22 protein-coding genes are annotated in these 19,689 nt (G+C 54.8%); all 22 read right to left on the reverse strand.

Going from position 1 to position 19,689, the window contains the following annotated elements; genetic code table 11:
• Window positions 1-6: 6 nt before the first annotated feature.
• Window positions 7-342, reverse strand: coding sequence for a hypothetical protein (locus AACY82_RS12695; protein ID WP_339617194.1), 336 nt, complete (start codon window positions 340-342; stop codon window positions 7-9).
• The gene (locus tag AACY82_RS12700; protein WP_339617195.1) at window positions 342-3,416 is read right to left on the reverse strand and encodes a LamG-like jellyroll fold domain-containing protein; all 3,075 of its coding nucleotides are present in this window, start codon (window positions 3,414-3,416) and stop codon (window positions 342-344) included. The genes AACY82_RS12695 and AACY82_RS12700 overlap by 1 nt, the downstream gene beginning before the upstream one ends.
• Window positions 3,416-7,540 carry a phage tail tape measure protein gene (locus AACY82_RS12705; protein ID WP_339617196.1) on the reverse strand — a complete coding sequence of 1,375 codons (4,125 nt, stop codon included), beginning with the start codon at window positions 7,538-7,540 and terminating at the stop codon, window positions 3,416-3,418. The genes AACY82_RS12700 and AACY82_RS12705 overlap by 1 nt, the downstream gene beginning before the upstream one ends.
• Entirely contained in the window at window positions 7,540-7,779 is a 240-nt protein-coding gene (locus tag AACY82_RS12710) for a hypothetical protein (protein WP_339617197.1), read from the reverse strand. The genes AACY82_RS12705 and AACY82_RS12710 overlap by 1 nt, the downstream gene beginning before the upstream one ends.
• Window positions 7,780-7,856: 77 nt before the next feature.
• Window positions 7,857-8,240 (reverse strand): hypothetical protein, encoded by a 384-nt coding sequence (locus tag AACY82_RS12715; RefSeq protein ID WP_339617198.1) that lies wholly within the window; start codon window positions 8,238-8,240, stop codon window positions 7,857-7,859.
• 11 nt (window positions 8,241-8,251) lie between these two features.
• A complete protein-coding gene (locus AACY82_RS12720; protein WP_339617199.1) occupies window positions 8,252-8,728 on the reverse strand; it encodes a phage tail tube protein in 477 nt (158 codons plus the stop codon).
• A gap of 126 nt (window positions 8,729-8,854) precedes the next feature.
• Window positions 8,855-9,238, reverse strand: coding sequence for a DUF3168 domain-containing protein (locus AACY82_RS12725; RefSeq protein WP_339617200.1), 384 nt, complete (start codon window positions 9,236-9,238; stop codon window positions 8,855-8,857).
• Between the two features lie 186 nt (window positions 9,239-9,424).
• The gene (locus AACY82_RS12730) at window positions 9,425-9,940 is read right to left on the reverse strand and encodes an HK97-gp10 family putative phage morphogenesis protein (protein WP_339617201.1); all 516 of its coding nucleotides are present in this window, start codon (window positions 9,938-9,940) and stop codon (window positions 9,425-9,427) included.
• Window positions 9,922-10,167 (reverse strand): hypothetical protein, encoded by a 246-nt coding sequence (locus tag AACY82_RS12735; RefSeq protein WP_339617202.1) that lies wholly within the window; start codon window positions 10,165-10,167, stop codon window positions 9,922-9,924. The genes AACY82_RS12730 and AACY82_RS12735 overlap by 19 nt, the downstream gene beginning before the upstream one ends.
• Window positions 10,160-10,480: a hypothetical protein gene (locus AACY82_RS12740; protein ID WP_339617203.1), complete on the reverse strand. Its 321-nt coding sequence runs from the start codon at window positions 10,478-10,480 to the stop codon at window positions 10,160-10,162. The genes AACY82_RS12735 and AACY82_RS12740 overlap by 8 nt, the downstream gene beginning before the upstream one ends.
• Window positions 10,473-10,835, reverse strand: coding sequence for a phage head closure protein (locus AACY82_RS12745; RefSeq protein ID WP_339617204.1), 363 nt, complete (start codon window positions 10,833-10,835; stop codon window positions 10,473-10,475). Before AACY82_RS12745 ends, AACY82_RS12740 begins: the two co-directional genes overlap by 8 nt.
• Window positions 10,836-10,837: 2 nt before the next feature.
• Entirely contained in the window at window positions 10,838-11,158 is a 321-nt protein-coding gene (locus tag AACY82_RS12750) for a head-tail connector protein (RefSeq protein WP_339617205.1), read from the reverse strand.
• Window positions 11,149-11,739: a hypothetical protein gene (locus tag AACY82_RS12755; RefSeq protein WP_339617206.1), complete on the reverse strand. Its 591-nt coding sequence runs from the start codon at window positions 11,737-11,739 to the stop codon at window positions 11,149-11,151. The genes AACY82_RS12750 and AACY82_RS12755 overlap by 10 nt, the downstream gene beginning before the upstream one ends.
• Window positions 11,739-12,353 (reverse strand): sulfotransferase family 2 domain-containing protein, encoded by a 615-nt coding sequence (locus AACY82_RS12760; RefSeq protein ID WP_339617207.1) that lies wholly within the window; start codon window positions 12,351-12,353, stop codon window positions 11,739-11,741. Before AACY82_RS12760 ends, AACY82_RS12755 begins: the two co-directional genes overlap by 1 nt.
• Window positions 12,338-12,931 (reverse strand): hypothetical protein, encoded by a 594-nt coding sequence (locus AACY82_RS12765; protein WP_339617208.1) that lies wholly within the window; start codon window positions 12,929-12,931, stop codon window positions 12,338-12,340. The genes AACY82_RS12760 and AACY82_RS12765 overlap by 16 nt, the downstream gene beginning before the upstream one ends.
• A complete protein-coding gene (locus AACY82_RS12770; RefSeq protein WP_339617209.1) occupies window positions 12,919-13,335 on the reverse strand; it encodes a hypothetical protein in 417 nt (138 codons plus the stop codon). The genes AACY82_RS12765 and AACY82_RS12770 overlap by 13 nt, the downstream gene beginning before the upstream one ends.
• 41 nt (window positions 13,336-13,376) lie before the next feature.
• Window positions 13,377-13,766, reverse strand: coding sequence for a hypothetical protein (locus AACY82_RS12775; protein WP_339617210.1), 390 nt, complete (start codon window positions 13,764-13,766; stop codon window positions 13,377-13,379).
• An 82-nt stretch (window positions 13,767-13,848) separates the two neighbouring features.
• Window positions 13,849-15,261, reverse strand: coding sequence for a phage major capsid protein (locus AACY82_RS12780; RefSeq protein WP_339617211.1), 1,413 nt, complete (start codon window positions 15,259-15,261; stop codon window positions 13,849-13,851).
• A gap of 10 nt (window positions 15,262-15,271) precedes the next feature.
• Window positions 15,272-16,144 (reverse strand): head maturation protease, ClpP-related, encoded by an 873-nt coding sequence (locus AACY82_RS12785; protein WP_339617212.1) that lies wholly within the window; start codon window positions 16,142-16,144, stop codon window positions 15,272-15,274.
• The gene (locus AACY82_RS12790; protein WP_339617213.1) at window positions 16,141-17,421 is read right to left on the reverse strand and encodes a phage portal protein; all 1,281 of its coding nucleotides are present in this window, start codon (window positions 17,419-17,421) and stop codon (window positions 16,141-16,143) included. The genes AACY82_RS12785 and AACY82_RS12790 overlap by 4 nt, the downstream gene beginning before the upstream one ends.
• Window positions 17,418-19,175: a terminase TerL endonuclease subunit gene (locus AACY82_RS12795; protein ID WP_339617214.1), complete on the reverse strand. Its 1,758-nt coding sequence runs from the start codon at window positions 19,173-19,175 to the stop codon at window positions 17,418-17,420. The genes AACY82_RS12790 and AACY82_RS12795 overlap by 4 nt, the downstream gene beginning before the upstream one ends.
• On the reverse strand, window positions 19,172-19,636 hold the full coding sequence (locus AACY82_RS12800) for a P27 family phage terminase small subunit (RefSeq protein ID WP_339617215.1): 465 nt from the start codon (window positions 19,634-19,636) through the stop codon (window positions 19,172-19,174). Before AACY82_RS12800 ends, AACY82_RS12795 begins: the two co-directional genes overlap by 4 nt.
• Between the last annotated feature and the right edge of the window lie 53 nt (window positions 19,637-19,689).

Below are 19,689 nucleotides of genomic sequence, written 5' to 3' on the forward strand. Positions count from 1 at the left end.
AAATCGTTACCCCCACTTTTCTGAGAGATACGTCTCAGCATCATCAATATCCGACGGAGACAAAGCCGCCTGTGCCAACCTGCTGCACCCGCAAGCACACGTATACATCGCCAGAAAAATCAGAGGGCGGTGCGTAGACCCTCTGGTCTGGCGACGACCCCGCGCTAGAATATCCGCTATCGGCAGTAAATCGCTCAGCATCGACCCGGCAACGTCTAGCCCATTGCCCGACAAATCCGCGACGCGGCCCACGCGGGTGGTTGCCACGGTGTCGCCCGTTATACCCTCAAAGCGGCTGCCCGCCTCGGCACCGGTTAAATCGTAAATCGCAAAAGCGGGCATCAGGACGTACCCACGTTATAGTGCTCTAAAACCTGGGTGGGACTCAGCCCATAATCGTAAACCGCCACCTCATCGATACCCCCGGAAAACGAAAAACTCGACGTACCCAGCACGCCGCCTATAAAGAACGGTTGCGTTCCATCCCATATAGTGTCAGATGACACAGCCGCAGAACCGTCCAGCGCGCCATCTACATATAGGCGATAGTTTGAGCCGTCGTAACTCATCACGACGTGATGCCATTCGCCGTCATCTACATCGGACGACCCTGTAACAATCGCAGTTCCGACAACCCCCGACCACGCCAGCTTTCCTGAAATAACTCGAAAAGAAGCGTCGCCTGTGTTTTGTCCGGAGCCATCTTTACTTATGAAATATGACCCTGACTGAGTCGTTTTAATCCATGCCTCAACGCTAAGCTCCGTAAATCCTGCACCGCCCGTTATGTCGCCGCAATCTATGTACCCTGCCGCCGTAAAACTCGCAGAGAAGCCCGTCGAAATTGCGGGCGGCTCGCCCAGAGTTACGCCAGCTTCTACGGTCCCATCGGCCCCTGACGGGACGGAGTCGGAGACCGTGGGCGAGCCAACCGAGTCATCCAGGGTCCAGTAGTTTACGGGGCTGTCCGACAGAATCAGCGCCCGGTACTCAACCGAGTACTCAAACCCGTTCACGAGCGTCGCGCTATCCCCGTCAACCGTCACAACTACATCGACGGCGCCCGCCGTACCCGCCGGCGTTACCGCTGTAATTGTTGCGCTATCGACAACAACAACCGATGTTGCAGCAGTGCCGCCGATAGTTACCGCCGCGCCGGACGCAAAACCTCTGCCGTAAATCGCTACCGCTGTGCCGCCCGCACCCGACCCGGTTGCGGGGTCTATAGAGTCGACAGAAAACGCCGCGCCGTCATAATCGTAATCAATTAAATTTTCAAAATCGGCGCGCTCGGTAATGCGCCAGTCCGCCAATATTTGTTCGCGCTGATTGCGCGTCCAGTTGCTCGTTACACCCGCCGCCTCGGACTCAGGAATCGGGTAAAAATTGCGAGCGGCGTGCGCGCGGTCGCGCAAGTCTTCGCCGCCGTCGGGCACGGCGCGGGCACCGCCGATCAAGCGATTAAATTTTAGGTAAGGCCCCGCCGGCTGTTGCGGTATTCGCAATTGTGCGGCGCGGTATTTTCCGTCAAGCCCACCCCAGCATGTCGCGGCCAAGCTGTGACTTAAATAAATTGCGAGTTGCTCGCGTGTGGTTTGATCTGTTATGTAATGTCCGAGCCGCGGGTTGTCGGCTTGCGCTTGCACAAGCGCTAAACTTTCGTTATCGCACACAGCGTCAGGGTCGTAACCAGCTGTTGAGATTATGTAGCGCATTAAGTTGTGGTAGCGGTTTATCGATGTGCTGCCTTTGCTCAACGTGATCGAAGAAATTTCCTGATCGCCGTTATCGCCGCGCCGAAAATATAAATCAAAATAGGGCTGGCCAGCAGTAAAAACATAACTAACCTGCGCGGCGCCGTCGACCCGCGCAACTCGACCGCTTTGCGGATCTTCATCATCTACTGAGCTTGACCAGTCAGCGCTTAAGCTGCCGCTTTCGCCTACTGCGCTAATTGTAACTGTGTATCGCTCGCCAACATCCATCACGCCCGCCCACAAAAAACGCACGTAACGCTCCGCAGTTGTGTAGTGTATTTTAACGTTTAATTGGTCAAGGTAATTTGTAGAGCTGCCCACATCTATTTGCCGAACGCCAAACATCACAGAAAATTGCGGGTCGTTCACCATCTCAGCCGTCAGGTACCCATTAGCCCCAAAATCGTCAGACTCCCCACCAAAGGTAAAGTCGGTAAACGCCGGGGTGCTGCCAAAATATTCTTGCGCGCTAAGCCCAAAAAAAACGCCACCCGCGAGGCGCACGCCAAGCGTGCTTATCGCGACGCCCTCGTTTGCAGACTCCGTCGTTTTAAGTCGCGCTAATATTTCAATCCCCGTTATTGAGGCGCCCGCCGGCACGCTTAACCCAAATCCCTTTGCAACTATTAGAGCCGTGTAACTCTGAGTGCTAACCTCGGCAAAATCGCCACCCTCATTCGCCAGAGCGGTAGCCGTCGCGCCGCTCCAGTCTGACGGGTAACGCTCTCCGCGAGGATCAACTTGACTAACCACGGCACCCGAAACCCAACCCGTATCAAGACTAAGAGGCGCATCAATACTGAGCACACCTGTGTCACTGTTCGCCCCCTCCGTCAGTGTCGCGTCATCGGTCGTCGACACAACTAATCCGGGGTACTGCAAATCTCCCGAGCTATCCCAATCTGAAAACTGCCCAGCACCATCTAGCACGTCCGCGTTTTCGTCGGGCAACTCCGCAGGCGGCCCAGCTATGTCAGTCGTTATTACACGCGTGTTTTGAGCGAGTAATTGGAAGCCTTCGGGCAGCGTTACATATTGCGGAGTTTCAGTGTTACCCCCCTCCGCCACACTGTACGTTTGCGCTAAATTACTCGCGCTAAAATGGGCCAAAATATTTGGCTCAACTAGCGCGGGCTGAACTTGATACGCTTCGCCAAAAACCATCGGCGCCGTTGTGTTTATAAGCGATTCGTTAGCCGTGCTTGCATCAAAAACAGCTTGCGCGATCGGCTCACTCAATTTGCCAAATTTATGCTGAATAGTAACGATAATTTGGCCCGGCTCTATGCTGGGCTTGCCGGCACCCACACCCGCAAAAATCGGCTCGCGCGCGCCCCATGCTTCATCTTCATAAAGCCGCTTTACTGTCCACTCCATGCCCGCAAAGTTGTAGCCAAGCCACGCATCAAAACGGCCATCGTTAATAATATTTATGCTGCCAATACTCACGCCGCTGGTACCGCCTTGCGGTTGAAAATAAATTCGCTCGCGTATGCCGCCACCGATGCCCTCGGGTAAAACTACTTGCGCGCAGCCGCGCACAATTTGACTGTCTAAACCGTGCTCGGTGTACGGCTGGTCGGTTAGCAAGTACGTAAAAACTTGAGTGGCGCTAGAGACTTTGGCAAGTATCGCGGTGATGATTCGTTTTTGATGCATTAGCTAATTCTCGCGGCGGGGCGGGGTGAGCTAGAGTCCAAACGTTGACTGGCCACCAGTTCTTGACTGCTGGCGGCTTGTTTGCCAGTGTTGCCGGCGGTTACGGCTTGATAGCCCACGCCTTGCTCGGTTATTTCTTCTAGCCGCTCGAGGCGTAGGTCGAGCTTGTCCAGCGTGTCGGCCATACGATTGTTAGTATCAAGCTGCTGTTGCTGCACAGACAGTAACGGGTCGATAGTCATATCAAACCCCGTGACCATTCCGTCAAACTGGTCATCAAGCGCTAGCGATAAATCCTCTGGCACAAAACCCATAATGTCGATTAGCTTGCCCATGGGCACACCCAAACGGTCAGCAATGTCAGCGGGCAGCTCTCCGGTTAGCCGGCTATACGCGGCAACGTGGCCGACCATGTCGCTAGCCAAACCTAACTGCTCATAAGCGCTTAGCGCGGTAGACTCGGTGGCCGATACAATAGAGGCTTGCTGATCGTATGTTGGCTGCGCGTCGGGCACGGCGATGCCCGCGATTTGCTGCATTAAATCGCGAGCAAACATCCAATCGTCATTAAACTCTTGCGTGCTTCCGCCATTAAAACTGTTCGACTCGCTAAGGAATTGATCGGCAAGTTCACGCATGCCGGACAACGCATCTACGTCGCCACCCAAAGCCAATGCCGCCTGAGCACTAAACTGCGCACGCGATTCTTCTAGCCGCTCTTGAGGCGTCAACGGCGACACATCGGATAACAGCGAGCCATTCAGCCAGTCGTTAACACCCTCAATAGCGCCAATCATTGATTCGCGTATTTGAGCCATGCCGTAATCAACGGCATCAACCGTGCTTTGCATCCCACTATCAACACTGCCAAACAGCTGGTCGTTTAGGCTGGCGATAGAGTCCTCAAGCCCGGCCGCAAACTCTAACAATTGCAACTGGTGCAGCTGGCGCATGTTGTGCAGCCGCTGCTCGCTTACGCCCAATTCACTAGCCGCGGCTATTTGCGCGGCCATGGCTTTGTTTAACTCGTTAAGCTCGGCATGAGCGGGGCTTATAATGCTAAGCAGCTGGCTGGCAACCGACTCCTGAAAGTCGCTTAGCGCTTGCGCGGCAGCTGCCGCCGACTCAGCCGCTGCCGCCTGATCGTTAAGCGCCCAAATTTGTTGCTGCAAGGCGCGGTTACTTTCATCCAGCGCCAGCAGCGCCGCCTCACGCTCAAGGTTTAACGCCGCCTCGGCATCACCTTGCGCCTTTAGCAGCTCAATGGTTAACCCCTGGCGCTGGTCATCAATTTTTTCTAGCGCACCGTAATAGGTTTCAAGCGCGCCAGTTAGCTCCGCCAGGCGGTAAATTTGGTCTGGGTCGGTTAGCGTCTGCATTAACGCCCACACGCCCTCTTGCGTAGCCGGCACCGACAAACCCATTTGCTCAAAAGCACTATTAATAGAGCTGGTGGCGATGCTTAACTTTTGCTCATCGGTGGCAAACGCATCAACAAAATTACCCATTACCGACATAAAGTTTTCAACGCCGCCAGCCGCACTCACCAAGGCGTCAGACATTTGCGCCAGCGCTTGCCCACTTAAGCCATCAAGCAACGTACTGCCAAGCTGACCCATGTAAGAGTCAGCCACCTGCACCTGCGTTGCCACACGCACAAGGGTTTCGGCCATGCCTTCGCCCATCTGCTGAAAATCGCGAGCGTAAGGGATAACAGAACCGGCAAGGCCATCAAATATTTTGCTAAATACCGCTTCAAGCTCGGCCTGCTGGTCGGCACCGTCTAAATCTTTTAGGCTTATCTCAGTAGCCGCTACGCGGAACTGCGCAATACGGTTATCGATCTCGCCTTGCGTTACACCCAGCACCTCGGCAGCCGCGCCCACGGCACCCACCATGCTGCCAAACACCAAACTAAATTGGTCGGATACATCGGCGCCAAGCTGCTCACTAAAGCGGCGTACGTCTTTGTCATCAAAAATATGTTTCTTTTCTTCTACATCCTGAAAGGCGCTAACAACGGTATTGTCAATCAAATCCGTAATGCGGCCACCCGCAATTTCGATACCGCTGTTGATTACATCGCTAGAGCCACCCAACGCGTCGTTTAGCCAGTCGGTAATAAAATCCATGCCCAGCGTTTCAAAGCCGGGGCCAAGCAGTGCACGGCTAGCAGTATCTCCCAACTGGTCGGTTAGGCTCCACTGGCTAAAGCCTTGCGTAGGCTGGCCCACACCGCCACGCAAAATATTGCCGGTGGCACTACTAATACCGGCCTGCATAGCCTGCAGCGCCGTTAGCATATCGCGGTTAATATCCACCAAATTTGAGGTAGCTTTGGCGGTCAACTCCGATGAATTTAAAATAGATTCCGAGTCGGCACTGGCATCGCCAAACACACTGCCCGTACCCTGCACCGCCTGGGAATCAGCGGCAGCGGTACTGCCCTCGCCAGCAAAGCCCACAGAGCCGATCAAAGAGCTAACCGAGGCGGCCATTTGCATCATGCGAAAGGCCGCCGTGTAAGGGTCGCCCATGCCTTGGTTTAAAATGGCACTAACGCCTTGCGCCACTTGCAGCACTTGCATGGCTTGCCCTAGGCTTTTTGCCGCGCTCGAGCTATCATCCATGGTGTTACGCACAGAGCCAATGCCGCGCTCCATAGCATCAAAAGCCCGCGTCCAACTAAAGGCAACGTCGTCGGCTTGCTGTATCCAAGTGGCACTGTTAAACGGATCTTCATTACCCGAAAAGCCAAACTCATCAACCTTCATTAAGTCGGATACGCGAACAATCTCATCGCCGTATTCCTTTACAGCATCACCAGCCTCATTCCATGTGCTAGGGTCAAGCGGGTTTTCGTTACCCTGAAAACCAAACTCATCAACCGATAGCAAATCAGATACGCGGGTAATTTCTTCGGCTAGTTTTTTTACACCACCTGCGGTACCCGCAACATCTCCAGCCGAGTCAGCGACATCCCCGAGAACGTACGAAAGATCAACAGCACCGGCGGTGAGCTCCCCAAGAGTCAGCTCCGCAATGTGAGCCCTAATAGCCACAAGCTTTCGCTCGACTTCGGCAATTTCTTCGGCGCTGCCCTTATCAACAATCGCAAACCCGCCGCCACCCATACCCGTGTTTGGCGCCGACGTAGGCTGCCTCAATTTAGCCAGCTTGCGCTCTAGCTCCTCGGCATCTTTAATCTGCCCGTCAAGATCATCAAAAGCCGTACCGTGAACAATACGGGCAACGCCCTCCGCCATGTTCTCTACAAAATTTGCCACCTCTGCAGATAAATCCACAAAACCAACAATCAAATCACCCACACCACCCACAATGCTTTGAATGCCTTTTAGCGTGTCCGGGTCATTCATCAGCTCGGTAAAATCTTTCATAGCCGGGGTGGCAGCACCCAGCAAATCATAGTTACCCGTGAGTGATTTATTCAGTTTGGTTAAGGCGTCGTTAAAGTCCTCTGCCGCTTTACCGGTCTCGGCATCCAGCACCACGCCAAGGGCCTCAGCCTCCCTGCGCATGTCCGCAATACCATCGGCGCCACCGTTTAACAGGTTGATCATCTGCCCGCCGCTACGGCCCATTAAATCTTGCGCGGCGGCGGTTTTTAGCATGCCGTCTTCCATGTCGGAAAAAGAGTTGGCTACATCGCCCAACAATACCTCGGTGCTTTTTAAGCGCCCCTCAGAGTCGTACAGCGATATACCCAGCGCATCAAATGTATCAACAGCCTCACCTGTACCCTCGCTGGCATCGCGGGCGTTTTTGCTAAACGTGCGCAGGCCGGTGGCCAGGTTATTAAACTGCACACCGCTTAACTCAGCTTGGTATTTAAGGGCCGATAGCGTTTCTACCTCTACGCCAACGGCACGGCTGGTTTTCATTAGCTCGTCAGCCGCATTGGCTTGGCTTTTAACCAGCGCCGCCGTAGCACCCACCGCCGCAATACCAATACCGGCTACCGCTTTAGCCGCCGCCTTGGCGTGCTTTTGCATGCTACCCATGGTGGATTTTGACTTGCGGTTGGCCTTGTCCATGCCCTTTTCAAAGCCGCCAATTTGGGCGATTAGGTCAAGGGTTAGGGTGCCGAGGCTGCGCTTTGCCATTAAGCTTTTACTCCCAGTATTTGCAGCACGTCGTCAAGGCTGCCCACTTTGTCCGGGTCAGATTCTGGCTCGGGCGCGTATTTGGGCATAAACTTTTCAATGCTGGATTGTTTGTCGCCGCACGCGCTAGACACTAAATGCGCGAGCAGGGCAAAGCCGCGATCGATACGGGCGCCGTCGGTTAACGGGCCGTGTTTTCGGCGGTAAGCCAGCCACAGGTCGATTTCATCCTGCGGCAAGGCCTCTTTAACTTGTGCAACGGTGTTGCCACCGATGCCCGCTAATGCTAGCTCGCAAAAAAAGGCATCGGTGGGGGTTAGTTTTTTGCTTCTTCGGCCTCGCCTTGCTCATCGCGTAGCGCTTTAATTTTTACGTAAGCCGCATCAATTAAGGCGCTAAACAATTCGTTAGGCTGCTCTACCATTTGGCGCGCGGTAGCGCTGTTTAACTTCTCGCTACCGTCATCACCAAAACGGATACGATCAACCAAAAGGCACAGGTTAAGCTCAAGCAAATCTTGCCTTGCGGTGGCGGTGGTGGCGCGTTGCTTTGCCGCAAAACTCAGGCTTTTATCGGTTAGCAACCAACACTCGCCTGACACGGTTTTTTTACTTTTGCCAACACCCTCTTGCCACTCAAAGCTAAGCTTTACTTTTTCAACATCGTGAGCGTGAGACTGAAGTTGCGCGATATTTAACATGGTTTACATCCTTACGATGATGCGGCGCGTGGCACCAGCACAGGCAAACCAGACAACTGCACCGACACAGAGCTTTTAACCACGCTGTTAAGCGAGAAATCAAAAGGTACGTCGGACGGGTAACCGTACGCAGTAATCCAAGTGCGAGTTGTAGGCAAGTTAAAGTTACCATCGGAGTTAACGCCCACAGGCTCGGCAACACCATCACCCCAACCCAACGCCCACTGGACCTTAGTACCAGCGGTAAACAGCTGGTGTAGGCGCAAGTGCGAAGGGTCTTGTGGGTCAAAGTTAACGCCAAAAGTGGCGGTGCCGGGGTCAGGCATGCCGGCATCGTATTCCATGCCGAGAGACTCCAAACAGGTAACATCAATTTGCGCGCGGCTGGCGCTAATGCCGCTGATTGAGGTTGTGCAGCCAACAGTTTTTACGGTGTTGCCTGCGGGGTCGATAAAGTACAAATTTGTACCCTGTGTTTTTACAGCCATAGCTATGCTCCCAATATCTCTTTGGGCCCGTGTCGCTTCACAGCGAGAGAAAAGCCTGCGTAAAAACAGGCGGTTAAAATGCGCGCTTTCGCGGCGCCTCACGGCGGGGCTAGGCGCGACTTTCGGTTAACGCAGCTCAGTAAAAGCCACGTCAAAACTAAATCGGTAACGCTTGGTTTCTTTATCGCGGCCGGTGCCACGCCAGCTAACCACGTAGGCGGCAGGCTCTAGCGCATCGCGCAGGGCGCGAGCAACATCGGTAACGCTGGCGTCGGTATCGCCCCACACGTCTATTTGCACGGTGTAGCCGTCAACATCGGGGCGGTCGCCTAAATAATTTCCAGGCGAGCCACTAATAACCACCCAGGTGGCGTAAGGGCTAACCACACCTTGCGGCGCCTCACCACAGGGGTACAAACGCACCACCTGTTGCGGCGCGCCCATATCGGTGCCGATTAAATCGGTGACCGAAACAGACGCTGCGCAAATAGGAAATACGGGTGGAATCACTTTTCTTGCCCCATAAAAAAAGCCCCTACCGATGCCGGTAAGGGCTTTATGAATTTGTTGCCGGGCCCTCTCGCCCGGAAGCGCCTAAGCGCCGTCGCACCACTTTTTACTTCCGCTGATCAACACGGTTTCAATGCAGGTGTCGCCATTGCGCGGCCAGGCACTCCCAACCCCATCGCAATACAGTTATTTAATAGCGCCTTGTTTTTGCAGTTTTTTAAGGTTGCGAGCCGTCCATTTATCCAGCTGATCTACAAACTCGCCAACCGCTTTGTCGATATTCTCCTCTAGCGCTGGCCGCATAAAAGGCGTGGGCGGAACATGCTCACCCGATTTTTTATGAATGTAGCCAAACTCGGGAAATCGCCAATGCTGAGTACCCCCACCGGGCAAGCCGGGGTCGACACTCTGGTTTTTCTCTTGCTTGGCGCCACCGCGCACACCCACGCGAAACATGACATCGCCCGTATTTTTAAAGCGCCGGCTAGAAAATCGCACCGCGATATTCTCGGCAATGGCGCTTGCGGTTTCAGGGTCATCTAACCGCAGGGCATTTTGCTTGGCTGCATCGCGCACCAAGTTAGCCGCCTTGCGCAATGCAAAGCGCGCCCCCTTGTATTTGTACGCAGGCCCCAACTGGCCGAGCGTGTTGTTGAGCTCTTTAAGGCCAAGGATGCTAAAGCTTATGTCGTCCTGTGCCACTTAATCACCACCTTGCCGCGCTTGCGGCGGGACAGTGCGCGATCACCTCGGCGCTTGTTAAGCCTGACTGGGGCTGGATAATAGCCAACAAAGCCTTTGCGCGTGTCCGCATAAAACGCCCAATCAATAAGACCGCCGTTTAAATAAATTTTACGCAACCCACGGTTATCGCCCACCTCGTGAATATGGCTGTTATCGCGTGGGCGGTAGGTCTGTTTGCTAGACATACTCAGAAACCCGCACAGGGCGCGACGAGCTGACTCTTTTACGAATCAACTCGTGGTGCCATTCGATTTGCTCAAATATCAACGCGGCCTGCCGGTCATTAACGGGGGCTATGCATCCACACCCAAACCTTACTCGCGCCACCGCATCGCTTGGCTCAGGCTCGGGCGAGACCACAAACGCCACGCTATTACCCAAGCGATGGCACACACCAATGCGCGGCATGTCGTCATCATTTGACGATAGCGAGATCATGCGCTCGCAATGAACCTTACAGACGACGCGAGCTGGCGCAGCGGAAATAGAACTACCCATCATTAACCCCATGCTTTGCGGTTAGCCGCCATTCGCGGCGGGCGGTTTCGTCGGTGGTGACGCCGTTGATATCAAAAATGCGGCCATCCCATAGGCAACGCCAGTTGGCGAGTTCGGTATCAGCCACCGGAAACCAGCGCACATTAATGCGGGCGTCTACTTGGGCCTGCACAGCATCGGCGGCTATTAGCTCGCGCCCGGCGCCGGTTAGCACTCGCGCAGGTACGGCATCAAGCACGGTGCCATCGCCCAGCACAGCGGTTTGCCATACGTAGGTTACGGCGCCGGTGTTTGCGTTTTGCGATTTGACCTTTTGCTGCAGGGTTACGCGGTGGCGGTATTGGCACGCAAGCATGTTTAAATACCCAGGTTGCAGCGGTAAGGCATTAGCTTTACCTCGGCAACGTCGCGCAGCTGCTCAGCATCGGCTGGCGATGCTTGGTAAGCGGCTTGCAGCATAATATAAATGCCAAGGCGTACACTGCCAGGTAATGGCTGCTCGCTCACGGGCTCACTCACAGGCTCGCAACAATCGCCCCAATCGGTAAGGTTGGCGCGATCCATAAACTGCAGGGCTTCATCTTCTGCGCTGTCGAGCAGCATTTGTATTTTGTCGTCGTCATAGCTGTGTATAACGTCGAGGTATTTTTTGGCATCGGCCAACAAAATTACAGACATAAACTTACCTGCCATGGGCGCGGGTTGCCGTGAAAGTACACCACGCGAGTGCCCGACGGTACGCGAGGCTTGCAGTGCACTTTGTAAGATCGGTACTCGGGGCCAAAAGTGTCTGGCGTGTTGCCAAGGTGGTCGCGTACAAACGCCTGATCGCCCCACTGGGCGGCGGTTTTGTATTGCCGCATAAACTGCGCAGGCGCCTCGGCAAAGCGCTGGTACAAGTGCACAGGGGCACGCTGCCAACTCATTACGCCGCTGCCGTAGTCGCCTTGCCGATATACATTGGGCAGCATGGTAAAGCGCGGCCCAATGGGCGGCAGCTTGCCGGTTACCACGGTGTCTAAATCTAGGTACAGCGTCGGGCCATCAAACAGGCCGGGCCTAAACAGCTCTAGCTTACTCCACCAGCCTTGCCAGCCGTGGCGCAATGGCAGCGCGGTTATTGCCGGGTGCGACAACGCCACATCGGTTAGGCAGCCGATTTGCGCACCGGGGTTATGGCGCAAAATTGAGTCGGCCAAGGCGTATACGTGGCACGGCTTATACTCGGGGCCCTGCTTTAGCACGCATGCAATTTGCATCACGAGTACCAGTTTTTAATATCGCCAGCGTAAATAGACCGCAGGCTTTTTTGCTGCACCCCGCTCAACTGATTAAAAGAGCAGCCGCCCGATTTTGGATTGCTGTTTACATGGGGCAGCGCGGGCAAATCTACACCCGCCCACTCTTTAAATCGCTGCCAATCGGTGGCCATGTTTTCAAACTTGCCCACAAAATCGGCGCGGTCACTCATCCAGCTTTGCGGCACAAAGTGAGAGTCCCAATCGGGGCGCTCGATTACCTTGCCCGCAAACTGGGTAAAACTCATGCCAGCATTAAAGCGGTCACGCAGGTTTTTAGAGCGCTCTAAGTTGTGCTTGGTTATGTGGTAGTCGTACACAGAGCAAAGTCGCTCTAGCGGGTGGCGCACGAACATGGCGCGCCGCCAATTGGGCACCACAGCCTGCACTTGCTCTAACGTGTACCAACGAAACACAGAGTATTTATGGCTAGGCCGTTTTACGGCGGTGCCGTAATGGCTTGCCAGCGCCTGAATAATAGACATGCTGGCCGCCTTTGGGGTTATACAAATAACCAGTTGGTGCTCAGGCAGCAAGGCAAACAATTCAAAATGGTTAACTAACTTTTTAGCCACTGCACACCCTTATCGATTGTCATGTTAGGCAGGCGACTTTGCATGCCGCCGGCGTTTACGATATCTATTTGCCCCATGGCGCTTTCAAACAGCAGCGGCAGATGGCTTAAGTTGCTTGGCGCACCGCCATCAACACGGAGCGCGGTAGAGGCATCAACACCCACCAGCAGTATTTTTTTAAAGCCCATTTGGTAGGCAAGCTGCAAAGCGCCCCAGGCACTATTGCCGGTGTTAATGCGGCCAACTTTATGGCTTAGCCCGCACACGGCGCTCCAGCGCCACAACCACCATTGCGGCGTATGCTTTGGGCTAGGCTCTGGCCCACGGGCGGACACACGCTCATAGCGCCTAACGTGGGCAGCGCCCAACACAAAGTTGCGCGGCAGCGCCGCATGGTAAACAACCCCACGGCGGGGGCTGCACAGGCGGCGCATGTTTGCGTCAGAAGGGTCTAACGTAAACCAGTGGTCAGCCTTGCTTAGCCAGTCAATAGCGCCATTAACCGCAAACACCGCAACGCCCTTTGGCGGCACAAAGCCGCTAGCGCTTGGCCCGCTGGCGACAATTACGGCGCGCATAAAGCCTCACTTAACGAACGTTTTTGCCACAACGACAAACGGCTATTGGGCGTTGCGTTGATAATTTCGGGGCCTTTGTTCATTTTTAAAAACCGGTCAAGTTTTGCAAAATGCTCGGGCCACTCACCCACCAAGCCGGCGTTGGCCAGCTCGGGCGGATGATCGCCGTGCCAATGGGTTTTGCCGCCGGTGTGGCGACAGTCGTACCCCAGCAAAATAATACGCTTAGCACCCCGCCTTGCAGCAAAGGCAATGGCACCGGCGCCGCTGTTTTGGTAGTGGTGGGCGCCCGTAGAGGGCAAGCCGTACACGCCATCAGAGCAGGTATACAGGTGGCCGCTAAACTCGGCGGCAGCGCTGCGTATGTATTTATCCCACCAGGCGCGATCCATCGCGTACAACACATCAGCCCAAGGGCAGCGCTGGTAGGTGGTATTTACAACAATTACGGCGCGGCTTTGTTCGCCTTGCGGCCCGACTTGGCCGGCAGCTCCGTTGGCTCCGTTGGCTCCGTTGGCTCTGTCGGCTCTGTTGGCTCTGTCGGCTCTGCTGGCTCTGTCGGAGTCAGAAGCGCAGCTTGAGCCACCTGACCGGTATCGCCACTGCCGGACTCGTTCGCAGTCTGCGTCGGTAAGGCTTGGCCCGCTGGCGATGCAGACGACTGTGTGCCAGCAGGCGGCAAGGGGTCGGCATTAACCTCAACCGATGCGCCCGGCACTGCCAAACGCTTATTAATGAGCTGGCTCGCAACGCGGTCGGAGACCTCAAAAGAGTCGCCAACTTTGCGATTGCCGTTGTGATCAAAACTTGAAATTGCAGTTACTAATGGAGGCATGGTTACACCCAATGATTTGACAATAAAAAAGCGGCCCGCAGGCCGCTTTTATTACGTGCTTTTTGCTTAGCTTAGCGGCCGATTAAACGCCGCCAGAACCAATGGTTAAGCTGCCCTTAACAAAGGCCTCTGGCCGATACACGGTAAGCGCAACGCGCTCCTCCGCCAAAATGGTAACCATGTTTTTAACAAAGTTGTCGCGATCTTCAGTAGAGATAACCACGCTCGCGTCTTCGCGATCCCAGCCTTGCGCACCCATTTTAAAGGCACCGGTTAAGAAGTCGTCTTGATCCATAGACTGCGAAGTAACCACAGGCAAGCCCCACAAAGCGGGGCCGGCAATGCCGGTTGGGTTGGCAAAAATGTACTTGCCGTTGTCGTCTTTGGTTAGCTCGATAGTGGCCCAATCGATTGGGTTAAGCACAAAGCCATCGGCGGCGTATTCGGCCAATTGCACTTGCAGCATGGCAATGCGCAGGCGATCGATCACGGTGGCGTTAGTGGCAACGGCGCCAGGGTTGCTGTAAGCCTCTGCCTGCGTGTAAATGCCCTCGATATTTAAACCCACGCCGGAGCCCTTAAGCAGCTGCGCCTCTTCTTTTAGCTTTAAGCCGTAGCGCAAGCGCCCATCGATGTAGGCTTGCAACATGCCCGCATCAGACAAAACTTGCTTAGAGGCGTGAATCCAGTGGGCAATGGTGGCCACGTTTGCAGAATCTAACTCAAAAGCGATATCCGACTCTGGTTTGTTGGCCGTCGGATTCTCTGAGACAACATCAGCATTGTTGGTAAAGCCGGTTTCGCGCACGTACTCGATAGAGTTAGAGGTGGTGCGCCCCCAGCTTAAAAGGTCGCGAATGGTTAGACGCTGCTCTGGCTCAGCAACCACGCCGGGCACGCGGTGCGGCTCAACGGGGTAACCGTCCGCATCGTCGGCTTGAGTGGTGGTGATGGCGTTTTGCACAGGCACCGAGAACGAGCCTTTGGCGCTGATTAGCTTTTGCGCACTGGCCTTAAACTCATCGCTCATTACCACGGTGCGGCCCATTGAGCGGGGCGCATCGTTGCCGCCGTTGTTGCCAGCGCCATCAACAAGCGCTTGCTCGGCCGCCTGCAGGCGGGCATTAAGCTCACCTTGGGTGGTCAGCAGTTTATCGACCGTGGCTTTTGTTTCGGCACTCATATCGGCGCCTTTTTTAATGGCCGCCTGTGTCGATTCGGCGTGAGCCTTCAGCTGGTCACCAACATCTTTAAGGCTGGCTTGCGTGGCCTTGTATTCTTTCTCGACGTTGCGCAGGTCTTCACCCACTTCACCGCACTGGCCAAAAGCCTGCGCCTTGGTGTTGCAGCCCGGCTCAATTAACAGGGATGCAATAATAGGAATGGCGACAGCCGCACCCAAAGCCTCGGCGGTAAAGCCAAACGTCATGGGCATAAATGCCGCCAGCGCCAATACAACCATCATTACAATGGGGCTAAGTTTTAATTTTTTCATCGGTACTACCTCAGTTTAAAGTTGCGAGTAAGTTGCTAGAGAGCGAGCCAAGAGCGCCAAGCTCTAAACTCAGACCGACAGCGGTTTGCGTGTCGGATTCGGTAGCACCAGGCGTACCGTTGCCGGCAGCGTCTTGCGTGCCGGACTTGAAATCGTTAATAAGTTTGCGCCGCTCGGCACGGGTTAGGCCAGATTTGGCCAAAGCGATATCGAGCTTGCGCACGGCGTTGGCGTGGCCGCCTGCGCTGGCATCAGCGCTTAGCTCATCACTGTGCATAATGGCGTCGGCAAAACCTTGCTCTAGGGCGTCAGCACCGCCCAGCCACGTCTCGGCATCCATTAGCTCGATAGCGTTATCGATGCCGGTACGGTCTTGGTATAGGTCGGCCATGGCGCGGTCAAATGGCTCTAAAAAGTCGGCCACTTCGCGCATGTCGTGGCGGTTGCCGCACGCGCACGTCCAAGCGTTGTGGATCATAAAAAAGCCGGCGCGAGCGATTTGTATTTCATCGGCGGCCATGGCGATAACACTGGCCGCACTGGCGGCAAGGCCAAGCACTTTTACGGTGACTTTGCCGCTGTGCTCTTTTAGCAGGCTATGAATAGCCAGACCTTCAAACACATCACCACCCGGGGAGTTGATATAAACGGTAACGGGGTTGGCTGCGCCAATGTTGCGCAGGGCGCCGGCAATACGGCGGGCTGTTACGCCCTCGCCCCACATGTCGGCACCAATCACATCCAAGATGCTTATGGTGCCTTCGGCATCATCGGCGGCGGCTTTTACGCCGGTATCCCACAACTCGAGGGCACGCGGTGCGATATCCATTTTTAAGCCAGAGGGTAAGCTGGCTTTTTGCTTCATAAGCGCGGCAATGTTCATTGGGCGTCCTCTTTGTTTAGCCAGTTAGCCAGCGCATTGCGGGCGGCGTTGCCATCGGTTTGCTGGCCCAGCGAGTCGAGCGGCGTCATGGCCGACTGCACGGTGAGCACGTCGGCATTGCCACCACGCGGGGCCATGTTCTCTTTAATGCGCACTTCATCGCGCGTGATGATGCCGTTGTTAACCAGCACACTGTAAAAGGCGGCACGGGCGGCGCTGTCGGCACGCAACAACCCTTCGATACTAAACTCGGCGTAGTAGCGGGTTTGCTCTGCAGGGGTTAGTAGATTTTTGTTAATCGATTGCTCTATACGCGTAAGCCAAGGGCGCAAGGTAAACGTTAAAAATGCGAGTACTTTTTGCTCGAGCCCAGTACCCCAGTTGGAATCTTTACCGCCGTGGCCAACCATCGAAGGGTCGACCCGAAACCAGCGGCACACCTCCTCAACACTAAATGCGCGAGACTCCAGCAGCTGGGCATCGGCCGGGCTAATGCCTATTTGCTTGGCGTCCATACCGCCTTCAAGCAAGGGCGAGTCGCCAGCGTTTAGGGCGCCACGCATGGACTCTAAACTTTCTCTAAAGTCGGCTCGCTGTTCTTTTTTAAGAATTCGATCAAGCGTAAACGCGACCGTCGGCATCAGGCCCTTTTCAAACGTGCTGTTGGCCGCGTTGGATGATGCGAGCGCAGAGCCAAACACGGAGGCGCCATAACTAATGGCCGACAAACCCCAGCGGCCATCGACCGAGAAGCCAGGCACATGAAAGAGCCGGCTTGCCGGTATGTCGCGAGTTTTGCCATCACACTCGGTATAAACCCATACGGTTGCGTCGCGATTTTTTGGAGCCAACCGCCCGTATTGCAGATACTGCAGCGATACAAGCCGGTCACCTACGTATCGCTTTTCTGAAAAGCTATTGCCGCGCAGCAGCATGGCAGCCACGCTCGCCTCCCAGTAGGTGGATGGTGTTGACTGCGAGTTGGGCCGAGCATGCAATATGCCGTGCAATGAGTGGCCGGTTGCCTCAACACGGCCAGTGCTGGTACGCTCGTACAGCTTTAACGGCAACGTGGATGCGGTTTCTGCAATTAAGCGAGTGCAGGCCCACGCGGCCGACAAAGATAATACGGTTTTGTCGTTAACAGTCTGGCCCGCCGCATTTTGATTAGCCGTAAAGGCGCGCCAAAACGCATCATCGGTTAGCTCAATCGGCAGCCCGAGCCAGTTGATTAACGCAGATTTAACGCGACCCGGCTTTTTGACATTTTTAATCATACGATTATCGGGTCCAGTAGAAAGTCATCCAGGTCGCCATCATCGTCTTCCGGCTGGTATGCCGCGATGAAGGCCATAAGCGCCGCAACGGCACCGTCAATTTTGTTGTCTTTGCCCTCTTTAATGGGGCGCATCATTTTGCCATCTTGCGTCTCTTTGGCGACGACGTTGCCAAACATCCACGTTAAGCAGGGGTTGCCGTCGTGGTGAATGCGGCCCGCCTTTAGCAACCGCTCAAAGTCGCGCATGGGCGCCGAGAAGTTGGTAAATGTTTGCCCAACCTTTACGGCCTCCATGTCGTGGTATTTTTGCAGGCGTAGGGCCATGTCGGCGGCGCCGTGCTGGTCGTAAAATACGTCGGGTATTTTAAACAGCTCGGCATCGGCAATAATCTTGTCTTCAACGTCTTGTGTGTCGATAACGTTGCCATCGCAGGCGTAAAGGCAGCCCTCGTTTATCCAGCCGTCGTAGTGGTCATGCTCTTGGGCTTTTGCCTCGGTGGTGTAGTAATCACCAAAAAAGTAGTAGTGATCTACGCCGCCGATGTTGCGCCTAAAGCATTTAACCGCGGCGGTTAGGTCGTCGGACTCTGACAGATCAAGCCCAAGCTTTGCCGTCTCGCCAATAAAATCGTCAGGGCTTAATGTTGGGTCAGCCGCTCGCTCCCACTCCAGCATGTTTAGCCAGGCGTTTTTGGCGGTTACCCAAATGTTAAAATGCTTTGTTAAAACGGTGCTGCGCTTACGCGGGCTTTGCTCGGCATCGCGAACGCGAGCCCGCAAAAAGTCTAGGCCAACCGATACCCCAATATTGGGGTTGGCTTTAATCAAGCCTTGCTCTGTGCGCCACTCTTGCTCTTTGTCATCAACGGTATAGATGATGCCAAATAATTCTTCATTGCCGCCGCGCTTTTTGTTGCCAACGCAATCAAGCACTTGCTCAACTTCTTTTTGCAGCGCGTAGCATGGGCCAGCGATATTAGAGCCAGCGGTGGTAATGCCCAACAGCATAGGCTGCTCACGCGCACCCATGCCGGTTAGCATGGTGTCGTAAAGCGTGTCGTCTGGGTGCTCGTGAACCTCATCGAGTATTGCGCAACTAGGGCTGGCACCATCACCGGGCTTACCAATCACCGGCTCAAAGCGGCCACCATCAGGCATGCGGCGCCGGCCATCGGGCAGCGGCTTGCGGCCTGGCATGTCGGCCTCTAGTTTTTTAGCGTGGCTGGTTACACCATAAGACGGGCGAAAGGCCGGGTGCTTTTCGGCCATTTTTTTTGCCGGCCTGAACACCTCCCACGCTTGTTTCTCGCTGGTGGCACCACAGTAAACCTCGGCGCCATACTCGCCATCCTCAACGAGCATAAACAAGCCGATCACCGCAGCGATAACCGACTTGCCGTTTTTGCGCGGCACGCACACATAAGCAATGCGGTATTTGCGCAGCCGTGTGTTTTGGTTAATCCACCCAAACAGGCAGATCAATATAAACTTTTGCCAAGGCTCTAGCTTAATGCGGTTTTCTTTGCCGATGCGCGCAGCCCACTTGCCTTTAACGTGCGGGAAGTGCTCAGCAAAACGGATAATGCGCGTGCCAAGCTCAGCATCAAAAATGTACGGAAAGCCTTTTGTGTTTTGGCGCTGCAGGTCATTTAGATGGCGCTCAACACAAAGCCGCTCCCATTTGCAGGCTGGCCGCTCTCCCGACATCACCGCGTAGCAATACGCGTCGACATCTTTTATGTGGTCGGTCATACATCGCCAAAACCATCATCAAACAGGCTGCCCTGTTTGTCGTTAAAGCGCAGCTCGGTAGCTGGCGATAAACCCAGTTGAGCCACAAGCGAATTCCACTTTCGCCAATCGTCGTTAAGCTGGGCAACCTCTGGGCGAGACTTGTGCTGCGCCCCATGGCGGCCAACCGTGACATACGTCCAATCATTCTTATCTAAGCTGCACCGCGTCTCATCCATGCGAACTTTAACAATGCAGTACTCTTGAACAAAGTCAACGAAGTGTGGCTTAAGCCTCCCCAGCTTACTAAGCTCTGGCGCGATGCGGCGCCAAACAGCGCGCTCGGCAGTTGCCATTTTTTTGGGCATTAAATCTTTAGCGCGACCAGCGTGGTACTCGTCATTTTCAGCAGACGCAGCTGCGCCCTGATCGAATGCAGGATGCGTAGCAATGTTGCTCTCACCTTTATAACGACCAGCCATAACTCACCATCCCCACCACCCTCGAGTGGTGAATCTCTTTTCAATTCAAAGCA

The organism is uncultured Gilvimarinus sp., assembly GCF_963972205.1.
Lineage (GTDB): Bacteria > Pseudomonadota > Gammaproteobacteria > Pseudomonadales > Cellvibrionaceae > Gilvimarinus > Gilvimarinus japonicus.